Annotated in this window: 12 protein-coding genes and 1 pseudogene; 12 read left to right on the forward strand and 1 reads right to left on the reverse strand. The window is 72.4% G+C overall.

The features are described 5' to 3' along the window. Positions 1-45 precede the first annotated feature (45 nt). The 6 genes and pseudogenes from AB0412_RS16975 to AB0412_RS17000 form a co-directional block, all read left to right on the forward strand. Positions 46-1245: a TadA family conjugal transfer-associated ATPase gene (locus AB0412_RS16975; RefSeq protein ID WP_366403346.1), complete on the forward strand. Its 1200-nt coding sequence runs from the start codon at positions 46-48 to the stop codon at positions 1243-1245. A 5-nt stretch (positions 1246-1250) separates the two neighbouring features. Continuing rightward, on the forward strand, positions 1251-2126 hold the full coding sequence (locus AB0412_RS16980) for a type II secretion system F family protein (RefSeq protein ID WP_366403347.1): 876 nt from the start codon (positions 1251-1253) through the stop codon (positions 2124-2126). Beyond that, positions 2123-2911, forward strand: coding sequence for a type II secretion system F family protein (locus tag AB0412_RS16985; protein WP_366403348.1), 789 nt, complete (start codon positions 2123-2125; stop codon positions 2909-2911). Before AB0412_RS16980 ends, AB0412_RS16985 begins: the two co-directional genes overlap by 4 nt. A 96-nt stretch (positions 2912-3007) precedes the next feature. Then, a complete protein-coding gene (locus tag AB0412_RS16990) occupies positions 3008-3217 on the forward strand; it encodes a DUF4244 domain-containing protein (RefSeq protein ID WP_366403349.1) in 210 nt (69 codons plus the stop codon). Then, positions 3204-3578: a TadE family type IV pilus minor pilin gene (locus AB0412_RS16995; RefSeq protein WP_366403350.1), complete on the forward strand. Its 375-nt coding sequence runs from the start codon at positions 3204-3206 to the stop codon at positions 3576-3578. The genes AB0412_RS16990 and AB0412_RS16995 overlap by 14 nt, the downstream gene beginning before the upstream one ends. Before the next feature lie 43 nt (positions 3579-3621). Beyond that, positions 3622-4044: pseudogene (locus AB0412_RS17000) on the forward strand (Rv3654c family TadE-like protein); the annotation flags it as partial. Here AB0412_RS17000 and AB0412_RS17005 read toward each other — a convergent pair. Then, a complete protein-coding gene (locus tag AB0412_RS17005) occupies positions 4007-6610 on the reverse strand; it encodes a DEAD/DEAH box helicase (protein WP_366403351.1) in 2604 nt (867 codons plus the stop codon). The pseudogene AB0412_RS17000 and the gene AB0412_RS17005 overlap by 38 nt on opposite strands. A 79-nt stretch (positions 6611-6689) precedes the next feature. On the opposite strand from AB0412_RS17005, the gene bldG reads away from it, so the two are divergent. The 6 genes from bldG to AB0412_RS17035 all read left to right on the forward strand — a co-directional run bounded on the left by bldG (position 6690) and on the right by AB0412_RS17035 (position 13165). Then, positions 6690-7031: an anti-sigma factor antagonist BldG gene (bldG, locus tag AB0412_RS17010; RefSeq protein WP_003991900.1), complete on the forward strand. Its 342-nt coding sequence runs from the start codon at positions 6690-6692 to the stop codon at positions 7029-7031. Between the two features lie 110 nt (positions 7032-7141). Continuing rightward, positions 7142-7576, forward strand: a complete 435-nt coding sequence (locus AB0412_RS17015; protein ID WP_366403352.1) for an ATP-binding protein — start codon at positions 7142-7144, stop codon at positions 7574-7576. 285 nt (positions 7577-7861) lie between these two features. After that, complete coding sequence (locus AB0412_RS17020) at positions 7862-10267, forward strand: sodium-translocating pyrophosphatase (RefSeq protein ID WP_366403353.1); 2406 nt, start codon at positions 7862-7864, stop codon at positions 10265-10267. 193 nt (positions 10268-10460) lie between these two features. Then, a complete protein-coding gene (locus tag AB0412_RS17025; protein WP_366403354.1) occupies positions 10461-11051 on the forward strand; it encodes a small secreted protein in 591 nt (196 codons plus the stop codon). Between the two features lie 96 nt (positions 11052-11147). After that, positions 11148-12677, forward strand: coding sequence for a methyltransferase (locus AB0412_RS17030; RefSeq protein WP_366403355.1), 1530 nt, complete (start codon positions 11148-11150; stop codon positions 12675-12677). Positions 12678-12967: 290 nt separating this feature from the next. Further along, positions 12968-13165, forward strand: coding sequence for a hypothetical protein (locus tag AB0412_RS17035; protein ID WP_366403356.1), 198 nt, complete (start codon positions 12968-12970; stop codon positions 13163-13165). Positions 13166-13364: the final 199 nt, after the last annotated feature.

The following is a 13364-nucleotide window of genomic DNA, read 5'->3' on the forward strand; positions in this document are numbered from 1 at the left end:
AGGACCACTGGGAGCGGCATGAGGCCGAGGTCCGCCGAGGGCGGCATGAGGACGAATGTCACGCCGTCGCCGGGCGCGCCGGGGATGCCCGCCGGACTGCTGGACGGGGTGCGGCGCCGGCTGGCCGAGAGCGGGGCCGAGCCGACACCCGCGCGGGTGGCGCAGGCGCTGAGGGAGCAGGGACGGGTGCTCGGCGACGCGGAGGTGCTCGGGGCGGCCGAGCGGCTGCGGTCCGAACTGGTCGGCAGCGGCCCGCTGGAGCCGCTGCTCGCCGACCCGTCGGTGACCGACGTCCTGGTGTCCGCCCCGGACCGGGTCTGGGTGGACCGCGGCGGCGGTCTGGAGCTGACCGGGGTCTCCTTCCCGGACGCGGTGTCCGTGCGCCGCCTCGCACAGCGGCTCGCCGCCGTCGCCGGCCGCCGGCTGGACGACGCCCGACCCTGGGTGGACGCCCGGCTCCCCGACGGGACACGGCTCCACGCGGTGCTTCCGCCGGTGGCCGTCGGCAGCACCTGCCTGTCCCTGCGCGTCGTACGGCCCCGCGCCTTCACCCTCGACGAGCTGACGGCGGCGGGAACCGTGCCACCGGGCGGCGACCGCGTGCTGCGGGCGCTGATGGACGCCCGGCTGTCCTTCCTCGTCAGCGGCGGCACCGGCAGCGGCAAGACGACGCTGCTCAGCGCCCTGCTGGGGCTGGTCGGGCCGTACGAGCGCATCGTCCTGGCCGAGGACTCGGCGGAACTGCGGCCCGACCACCCGCACGTCGTACGCCTGGAGACACGGCCCGCCAACCAGGAGGGCGCCGGGCTCGTCACCCTCGAGGACCTGGTGCGCCAGGCGCTCCGGATGCGACCGGACCGGCTGGTCGTCGGCGAGGTGCGCGGCTCGGAGGTGGTCCATCTGCTGGCCGCCCTCAACACGGGACATGACGGCTCGGGGACGGTCCATGCCAACGCCGCCGCCGACGTGCCGGCCCGGCTGGAGGCCCTCGGTACGGCAGCCGGGCTCGACCGCCTCGCGCTGCACAGCCAGCTGGCGGCCGCCTTGTCGGTCGTACTGCACCTCGTACGGGACCGGACCGGGCGGCGGCGCATCGCGGAGGTGCACGTACTGGAACGGGACCCGTCGGGGCTGGTGCGGACGGCACCTGCACTGCGGTGGGCGCCCGAGGGGTTCGCCTACGAGCCGGGGTGGGAGCGGCTGCGGCGGCTGCTGAACTCGGGCAGCGAGAGGGGCCGGGGATGACGGGCATGAACGGGGCCACCGAGGTGTCGATGGGCGTCGCCGCCGCGTGTCTGGTGAGCGCGGTCTGGCTGTCGGGCGGCAGGAATGCCGGTGCCAGGCGGGCGCGGCTGCTGCTGGCTGGCGGGGGAGTGGTGGGCAGCGGGCCGCCGGGGTGGTCCGGGGTGCTCCGGGAGTGGGGGCGGATCCGGGGGCGGATGCGGGTCGAGTGGTGGGCGCTCGTCGCCGGGGCCGCGCTCGCCGTGCTGGGCGCGTCGGTGCTGCCGCTGGTCGCCGGGGCGGCCGGGGTGCCGGTGCTGCGCCGCGTCCGGCTGGCCGCTCGGGAGCGCCGGGCGCGTGAGCGCCGTGGGGACGCGGTGATCGCGCTGTGCGCGGCGCTCGCCGGGGAGGTGCGCGCCGGGCGGCAACCGGGCGAGGCGCTGCTTCCCGCCGCGCGTGACACCGGCGGACTCGGCGAGGCGCAGGCGGCGGTGCTCGCGGCGGCGCGGTTCGGCGGGGACGTCCCCGCCGCGCTCGCGGCGGCGGCACGGCAGCCGGGAGCGGAGGGGCTGCGGGGACTCGCCGCGTGCTGGCGGGTCGCCGTGGACCAGGGCGCCGGGCTCGCGGCCGGGCTCGACCGGCTGGAGGCGGCGTTGCGTGCGGAGCGGGACCAGCGGGGCGACCTGCGTGCCCAGTTGGCCGGAGCCCGTGCCACGGCGGTGATGCTGGCCGGACTCCCGGTGCTGGGTCTCGGGCTCGGTGCAGCCCTCGGCGCGGACCCGCTGCACATCCTGCTGCACACCCCGGCCGGGCTGGGCTGTCTGGCGGCCGGCGGGGTGCTGGAGGGCCTGGGGCTGTGGTGGGTGCTGCGGATCATGCGGGGCGCGGAGGAGGCGGCGGCATGACCGGGGACGTTGTCCACAGGCTGGGGGTGGTGATGGGGACGTTGTCCGCACTCGGCTGGCTGGCGCGTTGGCTGCGGCGGGCCCGGCTGGGGCGCAGAGCGCGCCGGCGCCTGACGGGACTGCTGCTCCGGGAGCCGGAGGCGGTCGTCCCACGCCGCATCGCGCTGAAGGACGCGGCGCGCTGGCTGCCCCACGCGGGTGTGGTGTGTGCCGGCTGGGCGCTGGTGGGCGGGCTCGCCGGAGTCGCGGTCGGACTGGCCTGCGCGGCAGGACTGTGGCACCGGCAGCGGCGGCAGGAGGCGGCCGGCACACAGCAGCAGGCACGGGAAGCGGCACGGGCGGAGCGTCAACTTCCGCTCGCCGCCGACCTGCTGGCCGCCTGCATCGCGGCGGGCGCCGGTCCCGTGACAGCCGCGCAGGCCGTCGGGGAGACGCTGGCGGGACCGGTCGGGGACGCGCTGACGCGGGGCGCGGCGGAGGTGCGGCTCGGTGGCGAACCGGCCGCGGCGTGGCGGCGCCTGTCGGCGGTACCGGGCGCCGGAGCCCTGGCCCGGCTGCTGGAACGGGCCGACGTCGCCGGGCTTCCCCTGGCCACCCCTGCCGCCCGCCACGCTGCCGAGGCCCGCGCCGAGTGGGCCCGCGCGGCGACGGCACGGGCCCGTCGGGCGGCCGTCATGGTCAGCGCGCCGGTCGGGCTGTGCTTCCTGCCCGCGTTCGTCGCGGTGGGCGTCCTGCCTGTGGTCATCGGGCTGGCGGGCGGAGTGCTGGGAGGGGGTGGTCGATGAAGCGCCCCAACAACAGCAGTAGCAAGAGCAACAACAGCAAGAGCAAGAGCACCAACAGCAAGAGCAACAACAGGACCTTTCCTCACGGGGGTTGAGATGTATCAGGCGGTACGGGCACGGCTGTGTGCCCTGACGAACAGGGCGCGTACGAGGCGGAAGGACGCCGGGATGGTGACCTCCGAGTACGCCATGGGCATCGTGGCGGCGGTGGCGTTCGCCGTGGTGCTCTACAAGGTGGTCACCAGCGGCCCGGTCAGCACGGCGCTGCGCAACATCGTGCAGCAGGCGCTCGATGGCCGGATGTGAGCGGCGCGCCGACCGGGGGTTCGTGACGGCGGAGTCGGCCCTGGTGCTGCCCGTGCTGGTGCTGTTCGCGACGGCGCTGGTGTGGGGGCTCCTGGTGGTGGCGGCGCAGATCCAGTGCGTGGACGCCGCTCGCGCGGGCGCCCGTGCGGCGGCCCGCCAGGACCCGCCCGACGCGGTCGTCGCGGTCACCCGCGAGGCGGCGCCGCCCGGCGCACAGGTCACCGTGAGCCGGGGCGAGCAGCAGGTTCGGGTGGTCGTCGTGGCCAGGCCACGGTTGTTGCAGGGGCTTCCGTTCGACGTACGGGAGGAGGCCGTGGCGGCTGTGGAGGAGACGGTGGGGTGGGTTCGTGAGAGGCGGTGAGCGGGAGCGCGGGGAAGGGGAAGGAGCCCGCGGACGTGGGTCCATGAGAAGCGGTCACAGCGGGCGGCGCGCGGGAGTCGGCGGGCGCCCCGCGCGGGGGGCCGTACGGCAGGAAGGGCGGTCCGGCCGGCCGTCCGACCGGGGTTCGGCGACCGTGTGGAGTGTCGGGGCGATCGCCGTGCTGTGCGTCGTGTTCGGTGTCGTACTCGCCCTGGGGCACGCGGTCGTCGTCCGGCACCGCGCCGCCCAGGGCGCCGACCTCGCCGCGCTCGCGGCGGCGGACCACTGGTCGGAGGGCGGCACGGCGGCCTGTGCCCGTGCCGGCCTGGTGGCCAGGGCGCAGGGCACGCGGCTCGTGCGGTGCACGGTCGAGGGGGAGATCTCGGACGTGTCGGTGGCCGCGGGCCGGGCCCTGTTCGCGGCGGAGGTCAGGGCGCGGGCGGGACCTGCGGGGCCGATGAGTCCCGGGGGGCCGGTCGACCCCGCGACTCCTCCGGACCCGCCGCTTCACCCGGACGGCCCACCGGCGCCCCCTGATCCGCCACAGGCACGCCTTCCCTCCCCTCCTCGCCCTCCTGCTTCTCCTCCGGGGCCCCCTCCAGCAGCACCGTGAGCAGGCGTACCGCTCCCCGCTTGTGCAGCGGATCGTTGCCGTTGCCGCACTTGGGGGACTGGATGCAGGAGGGGCAGCCGGCGTCGCATTCGCAGGAGGCGATGGCCTGGCGGGTGGCGGTGAGCCAGGCGCGGGCCGTGTGGAACGCGCGTTCCGCGAAGCCCGCGCCGCCCGGATGGCCGTCGTAGACGAAGACGGTGGGCAGCAGGGTGTCGGGGTGGAGAGGGATCGAGACGCCGCCGATGTCCCAGCGGTCGCAGGTCGCGAACAGGGGCAGCATGCCGATCGAGGCGTGCTCGGCGGCGTGCAGGGCGCCGCCGAGGATCTCCGGGTTGATCCGGGCCCGGTCCAGCTGGTCCTCGGTGACCGTCCACCACACCGCGCGGGTGCGCAGCGTACGCGGAGGGAGGTCGAGTTTCGTCTCGCCCAGCACCTCACCGGTCATGACACGCCGACGCAGAAAGGAGACCACTTGGTTGGTGACCTCGACGGAGCCGAAGCACAGGCGGCCGTCGCCCCACGGGACCTCGGTGTCCGTCTCCAGCACGGAGATCGACGTCGTGTCGCGGGCGACCGTCGTATAGGGCGGGTCGGCCTGCTCGACCAGGGCGACGGAGTCCTCCAGGTCCAGGGAGCGGACCAGATAGGTGAGGCCCTGGTGCAGGTGCACGGCACCCTCGTGGACGGTCGTGTGCGCGGCGCCCGCGTCGACCGTGCCGAGCAGTCGTCCCGTGCCCGACTCGACGACCTGGACCGGCCGGCCGCCCTCGCCGCGGATGCCGGTGAGGTCGGCGGCCCGCTCGTGGCGGGTCCAGTGCCAGGCCTTCGTCCGGCGGCGGAGCAGCTTCGCGGCCTCCAGTTGCGGGAGGAGCTCCGCGCAGGCGGGGCCGAACAGGTCGAGGTCGTCGTCCGTCAGCGGCAGTTCCTCGGCCGCCGCGCACAGATGCGGGGCGAGCACGTACGGGTTGTCCGGGTCCAGGACGGTGGACTCCACGGGCCGGTCGAACAGCGCCTCGGGGTGGTGCACGAGGAAGGTGTCCAGCGGGTCGTCACGGGCGACCAGGACCGCTAGGGCGCCTTCCCCGGACCGTCCCGCGCGCCCCGCCTGCTGCCACAGGGAGGCGCGGGTGCCGGGATAGCCGGCGATGACCACGGCGTCCAGCCCGGAGATGTCCACGCCGAGCTCCAGGGCGTTCGTCGCGGCGAGGCCGAGGAGCTCGCCGGAGTGCAGGGCGCGTTCCAGCGCGCGGCGCTCCTCGGGGAGGTAGCCGCCCCGGTACGCCGCGACACGCCGGGCGAGTGAACGGTCCACCTCGGCCAGGCGCTCCTGGGCGATCACCGAGATCAGCTCGGCGCCGCGCCGGGAGCGTACGAAGGTGACCGAGCGGATGCCCTGCACGGTGAGGTCGGTCAGCAGGTCGGCGGCCTCGGCGGTGGCCGTACGGCGGACGGGGGCGCCCTTCTCGCCGTGCAGCTCGGTCAGCGGCGGCTCCCAGAGGGCGAACACCAGTTCACCGCGCGGTGAGGCGTCGTCGGCCACCTCGACCACCGGCAGCCCGGTGAGACGGCGGGCGGCCACCGCGGGCTCGGCGGCGGTCGCGGAGGCCAGCAGGAACACGGGAGAGGAGCCGTAGCGGGCGCACAGGCGGCGCAGGCGGCGCAGCACCTGGGCGACGTGCGAGCCGAACACGCCCCGGTAGGTGTGGCACTCGTCGATGACGACGTACTTCAGCGATTTCAGGAAGGAGGACCAGCGGGGGTGGGACGGGAGGATGCCCCGGTGCAGCATGTCCGGGTTGGTCAGCACGTAGTTGGCGTACTGGCGGATCCACTCGCGTTCCTCGAACGGCGTGTCGCCGTCGTAGACCGCCGCGCGCACCGAATGGCCCAGGGGATGTGAAAGTTCCTTCACCGACCGGCACTGGTCCGCCGCGAGGGCCTTCGTGGGGGCGAGGTAGAGGGCGGTCGCGCCGCGGCCGTTCGGGGCCTCGGCGCCGTCCAGGAGCGTGGAGAGGACCGGCGTCAGGTACGCCAGGGACTTGCCGGAGGCGGTGCCGGTGGCGACCACGACCGACTCGCCGTCCAGGGCGTACTCGGCGGCCCGTGCCTGGTGGGCCCAGGGGTGCTCGATTCCCGCGGCCTGCACGGCGGCGATCACCTCGGCGCGGATCCGGTCGGGCCAGACGGCATGGCGACCCTCGCGCGGGGGCAAGTGCTCCGTATGAGTAATGCGCGAAGCCCGGCTCGGTCCGGACGCGAGCCGGTCCAGGACCACGCCCGGCGCGGGCCGGGACGTGGTGCCGGTCGGGGGTCGATCGGATCGGTGATTCTTGGCCATCGGCACCGAGTGTGTCACTGGCGTGACGGACAATGGAGCCAAGGCGTCGTGCACGCCTGCCGGTAAGTGATTGAATGCCATCGCGGCTGGCGAACCGTCCCGGGGGCTGAGCCGAGATGCCCCAAGGGCGACCGCTCGATAGCAAGGTGCTGGAGGATCCGTGGACCTGTCCCTGTCGACCGAGACCATGGGCGATCGCACGATCGTCAGGGTCGGTGGCGAAATCGACGTATATACCGCGCCCAAGCTGCGCGAGCAGCTGGTCGAGCTGGTGAACGACGGCAGTTTCCACCTTGTCGTCGACATGGAGGGTGTGGACTTCCTCGACTCCACCGGGCTCGGCGTACTGGTCGGCGGCCTGAAGCGGGTGCGTGCCCATGAGGGCTCCCTGCGTCTGGTGTGCAACCAGGAGCGCATTCTCAAGATCTTCCGCATCACCGGCCTCACCAAGGTGTTCCCGATCCACACCTCGGTCGAGGAAGCGGTTGCGGCCACCGACTGACCATCGCGCCCGGGCCGGCGCGCCCGGGCGGGAGAAGCGAAGCACGCGGGGACCGGGCGTTTCGGCGGCCCGGTCTCCCCGCAGCACGCCCGAAGTTGCGAGGGGGATGCATGGCCACCGTTGAACTCCGCTTCAGCGCGCTGCCCGAGCATGTCAGGACCGCCCGGCTCGTGGCGGCGGCAGTGGCGCGCAGGGCCGGAGTGGACGAGGCCGTCCTCGACGAGGTCAGGCTCGCCGTCGGCGAGGCGTGCTCACGGGCCGTAGGACTGCACCAGATCGGCGGAATCTCGGCACCCGTGAAGGTGCTGCTGATCGAGGAGGAGAAGCAGTTCTCCATCGAGGTCGGCGACGAGGCGCCCCACGCGGTCCCCGGAGAGCGGGCGTCCGCGGGTGGCTCCGGCGGTGAGGCGGAACCCGAGGAGGACGAGATGGGCCTCGCGGTCATCAGCGGACTCGTCGACGACGTCGAGGTCAGCGCCGGGGAGCACGGCGGGTCGATCCGCATGAGGTGGCCCACCACGCCGCCGCCCACCCTGATCGACTGATCCGCACCCCGAGGTTCACCCGAACAGTCAGACTTCCCGAAGGGCCCCACTCGTGGGGCCCTTCGGCATGTGCGGGTGTCAGTGCCCGCGCTTACAGTGGTCTCTGTGCGATTGATCGCGTGAATTCCTTCACGATCAATCAATGGATAGTGGTGCGATCAAGTAAATGCCTCCGAGGCATTACCGTGCGGGCCATTTACATTTAACGCGCTCTGTTTTGATCAGGTTCCGGTACCTACAATCCCGTCCACATCTTGAGCTCAGCCCAAGCGTCAAGGAGGACGAATGGCGGGGCTTTCCATCTCACATCAGTCGGGCCACACCACCTCCCTCGCAGCCGCCGTGCTGACCGACGACAACCGCGTACTCGTGGTGGTCATCGGCGTCGTGGCACTGGCGGCACTGGTGGTCGCGGGAGTCCTGGTACGCCAGGTACTCGCGGCCGGCGAGGGCACCGACAGCATGAAGAAGATCGCCGCAGCGGTCCAGGAGGGTGCCAACGCCTATCTGGCCCGCCAGCTGCGCACCCTCGGCGTATTCGCCGTGATCGTTTTCTTCCTGCTCATGCTGCTGCCCGCGGACGACTGGAATCAGCGTGCCGGACGGTCGGTGTTCTTCTTGATCGGAGCGGCGTTCTCGGCGGCCACGGGCTATATCGGCATGTGGCTCGCCGTACGCAGCAATGTGCGTGTCGCCGCGGCGGCTCGTGAGGCGACCCCGGCACCGGGCGAGCCGGAAAAGGATCTCACCGCCGTCTCGCACAGAGCGATGAAGATCGCTTTCCGTACGGGCGGTGTCGTCGGCATGTTCACCGTCGGACTCGGCCTGCTGGGTGCCGCCTGCGTGGTGCTGGTGTACGCGGCCGACGCGCCCAAGGTGCTCGAGGGATTCGGTCTCGGGGCCGCGCTGATCGCGATGTTCATGCGTGTCGGCGGCGGCATCTTCACCAAGGCCGCCGACGTCGGCGCCGACCTGGTCGGCAAGGTCGAACAGGGCATTCCGGAGGACGATCCGCGCAATGCCGCGACCATCGCCGACAACGTGGGCGACAACGTCGGCGACTGCGCGGGCATGGCGGCCGACCTGTTCGAGTCGTACGCCGTGACGCTGGTGGCCGCGCTGATCCTCGGCTCGGCGGCGTTCGGCGACGCCGGGCTGGCCTTCCCGCTGCTCGTCCCGGCGATCGGTGTCCTCACCGCGATGGTCGGCATCTTCGCGGTGGCTCCGCGGCGCGCCGACCGCAGCGGCATGAGCGCGATCAACCGGGGCTTCTTCATCTCCGCGGTGATCTCGCTGGTCCTGGTCGCCATCGCGGTGTTCACCTATCTGCCGTCGTCGTACGCCGACCTCGACGGCGTGACCGACGCGGCGATCCAGGGCAAGGACGGCGATCCGCGGATCCTCGCGCTGGTCGCGGTGGCCATCGGCATCGTGCTCGCCGCCCTGATCCAGCAACTCACCGGCTACTTCACCGAGACCACCCGGCGTCCGGTCAGGGACATCGGCAAGACCTCGCTCACGGGCCCGGCCACCGTCGTCCTGGCCGGCATCTCCGTCGGCCTGGAATCGGCCGTCTACACCGGCCTGTTGATCGGCCTCGGCGTCTACGGGGCGTTCCTGCTCGGCGGTACGTCGATCATGCTGGCGCTGTTCGCGGTGGCGCTGGCCGGCACCGGGCTGCTCACCACGGTCGGTGTGATCGTCGCGATGGACACCTTCGGGCCGGTCTCCGACAACGCGCAGGGCATCGCCGAGATGTCTGGCGACGTCGAGGGCGCGGGCGCCCAGGTGCTCACCAACCTGGACGCGGTCGGCAACACCACCAAGGCCATCACCAAGGGCATCGCCATCGCCACGGCCGTGCTCGCGGCGTCGGCGCTGTTCGGCTCGTACCGGGACGCCATCACCACCGGCGCGCGGGACGTGGGCGAGAAGCTCAGCGGTGAGGGCGCGCCGATGAGCCTGATGATGGACATCTCGCAGCCCAACAACCTCGTCGGTCTCATCGCGGGCGCCGCGGTCGTCTTCCTCTTCTCGGGGCTGGCGATCAACGCGGTGTCGCGGTCCGCGGGTTCGGTGGTCTTCGAGGTGCGGCGGCAGTTCCGTGAGAAGCCCGGGATCATGGACTACAGCGAGAAACCGGAGTACGGCAAGGTCGTCGACATCTGCACCAAGGACGCCCTGCGGGAACTCGCCACGCCCGGTCTGCTCGCCGTCATGGCGCCGATCTTCATCGGGTTCACGCTGGGTGTCGGCGCGCTGGGCGCCTTCCTCGCCGGCGCGATCGGCGCGGGCACGCTGATGGCAGTGTTCCTCGCCAACTCCGGTGGCGCCTGGGACAACGCGAAGAAGCTCGTCGAGGACGGCCATCACGGCGGCAAGGGCAGCGAGGCCCATGCGGCGACCGTCATCGGCGACACCGTCGGCGACCCCTTCAAGGACACCGCGGGACCGGCGATCAACCCCCTGCTGAAGGTGATGAACCTGGTGGCGCTGCTCATCGCGCCCGCGGTCATCAACTTCTCCTACGGTCCGGACAAGAGCGTGGGGATGCGGGTGCTGATCGCGGTCCTCGCCGTGGTCGTGATCATCGGCGCGGTGTACGTGTCCAAGCGGCGCGGCATCGCCGTGGGTGACGAAGGCAACTCCGAACCGGAACCCAAGTCGGCCGACCCCGCGGTGGTTTCGTAGGGACGGGGTCCCGGCCCCAGTTCAAGGTGCGGGCGGGCGGCGCGTATTGACGCGTCGCCCGCCCGTGCTGTGCGGGGTGCGCCGATGCCGTGAGCCTTCTCTCGCTTGGTGCAAATGGTTATAAACGTGTCTTAAGGGATGTCCGACGGGTGGGTGTCGCCCATCTGGCGTGTATGTTCCGGGGCCGAGAGCCATGGAAGGGACCAAACCGGTGAACAAGAAGCTCGCGGCCGCACTGTCCGGCGGTGCGGTACTGGTACTGGCGCTGACGGGATGCGGCGGCGACGACACCAACGAGAAGCTGGACTCCTGGGCCGAGCAGGTCTGTGACGCCGTGCAGCCGCAGGCGAAGAAGATCGAGGCCGCCAACGCCGCGATCCAGAAGGAGACCTCGGACAACAGCACGCCGGAGGAGGTCCAGAAGACCGACTCGAAGGCCTTCCAGGACATGTCCGACGCGTACAAGGCGATCGGCGCCGCCGTGAACAAGGCCGGGGCGCCGGATGTCGAGGACGGCGAGAAGAAGCAGACGGACGCGGTGAAGGAGCTCAACAGCATCTCCGCGTCGTACGCCTCCCTGAAGAAGCAGGTCGACGGCCTCGACACCGACGACCAGGCGAAGTTCGCCGACGGTCTGAAGGACATCGCCACCGAGCTGGACAAGCTCAGCAAGAGCGGAAGCGACGCCCTGAGGACGCTGGAGGAGGGCGAGGTCGGTGAGGCGATGTCCCGTCAGCCCAGCTGCCAGGCGGCGACGGCCTCGGCGGGGGCCACGAACAGCTGACCCGCAGGAACCGAGGGGCGCGCACCGTGAGCGGAACAGCGGGGCGCGCGCCCTGAACGGGACGGCGGGGCGCGGGGGTCGGGGTGGGCGGCCACAATGGGGGGCGTGAGTGAAGCCGGTCTGCCGCCCCTGCCCTCGTCCGATCGCCCCGAAGTCGCCGCGCGACTGCGGGAGGCGCTGCTCGGCGCCTCCTTCACCGCCGACGGACTGCTCGACCTGCTCGGCGCCCCCGCGTACGCGGCGCTCGCCCGCAGCGAGACCGTGCCCGCGCTGCGGGCGACCCGCGGGGACACGCCGCTGGAGGCGCTCGTACGGCTGTTCCTGCTGCAGCAGCCCGTGGCGCACGCGCGCGTGGCGGACGTCCTGCCGGTCGAGGCATGCCTGGAGAGCGGCTGGCTCAGGCGCGCCGGCGCCGACGAGGTCGCCGCGACCGTGGACGTACGGCCCTACGGCGGGCCGGACGGCGAGGACTGGTTCATCGTGTCCGACCTGGGCTGCGCGGTCGGCGGCGCCGGAGGCATCGGCAGCCATGACGAGGGCGTCGTCCTGGGCGTCGGCGGTGCGTCCACGACCCTGGCCGGCATCACGGTCCGTACGCCGGTCGCGTCCGCGCTGGACCTCGGCACCGGCTCCGGCATCCAGGCGCTGCACGCCGCCCGGCACGCCACGCGCGTGACGGCGACCGACGTCAATCCGCGCGCCCTGCACATCACCGCGCTCACCCTCGCCCTCTCGGGCGCTCCGGCGGCCGATCTGCGCGAGGGGTCGCTGTTCACCCCGGTCCGGGACGACGAGACGTACGACCTGATCGTGTCCAACCCGCCCTTCGTGATCTCGCCGGGCGCGCGCCTCACCTACCGGGACGGCGGTATGAGCGGGGACGATCTGTGCCGCACGCTCGTTCAGGAGGCGGGGGACCGCTTGACCGAGGGCGGGTTCGCGCAGTTCCTCGCCAACTGGCAGCACGTGGAGGGGGAGGACTGGCAGGACAGGCTCAGGTCGTGGGTGCCCCGCGGGTGCGACGCCTGGATCGTGCAGCGCGAGATGCAGGACATCACCCAGTACGCCGAGCTGTGGCTGCGGGACGCGGGGGACCACCGCGGTGACGTGGCCGAGTACCAGGCGCGGTACGACGCGTGGCTGGACGAGTTCGAGGCGCGCAAGGTGAAGGCGGTCGGCTTCGGCTGGATCACCCTGCGCAAGTCGGGCTCCGCCGTGCCGTCGGTCACCGTGGAGGAATGGCCGCATCCGGTCGAGCAGCCGCTCGGGGAGACGGTCCGCGCGCACTTCGACCGGCTCGACTATCTGCGGACGCACGACGACGCGGCGTTGCTGGAGGCGAGCTTCCGGCTGGCCGACGAGGTGGTGCAGGAGCAGGTGGGGCTGCCCGGCGCCGAGGACCCGGAGCACGTCGTGCTGCGCCAGAACCGCGGGATGCGCCGGGCCACCAGAGTGGACACGGTCGGCGCGGGCTTCGCGGGCGTGTGCGACGGCACGATGAGCGCGGGCCGCATCCTGGACGCCATCGCCCAGCTCCTCGGCGAGGACCCGGTCGTCCTCCGCGACCGCACCCCGGCCCAGATCCGGCTGCTGGTGGAGCAGGGGTTCCTGGAGCCGGTGAGCTGAGAGGGCCAGGAAGGCTGCGGAGAGACAGGAGGGCTGAGAGCAGCAGGAGGGCTGCGATGAGCCAAGAGGGCTGAGAGCAGCCAGGAGGCCTGAGAGGCGCCACCGAGCTCCCGACAAAAACTTTCGCGTCGTTCTCAGGCCGCCACCGGCGGACACCTCCGCCGCGTACCACCCGTGTCGCCGAGCCGGCGTCCGCGCGTTCACCCGGGGTTCGTCTGCTCGCCGCCCGGGCGTGGCAGTCTGCGCTGCGGTCGGCAGCGGGCGGACGCGGGAGAAGGGCTCGAAAGATCATGGAGAGCGGACCGGCGATCTTCGCGGGAATGGTGTTCTGCCTGTTCGGAGCCGGATTGCTGGCCTGGACCGCGACCCGCGCACGGCAGCGGCGCCCCGTCGCCCACGGTGTGAGTCCCGTCGCATCGGTCGCCGTCGCGAGCCTCGTCGCAGTGATCTCCCTGGCCCTCGGCACATGGTGTCTCACCCGCCTGTGAGAGGCGTACGACCGGCGTCGCAGCAGGTAACCGAAATGTTGCGCTCCGCATTTCGGTGTGCAGGCTCCGGACACTCCGGGCGGCAGGAACGGCGGTAGTCGGGTTACCGTTCGAGTGGCCGTTGCGGGCTTTTCCCGTTTGACACGGGGGCGGGATGTACCGTCACACTCCGCAGCGTCACCATGTCCAAGCCCCGGGA

It is taken from the genome of Streptomyces sp. NPDC052012 (genome assembly GCF_040689265.1).
GTDB lineage: Bacteria > Actinomycetota > Actinomycetes > Streptomycetales > Streptomycetaceae > Streptomyces.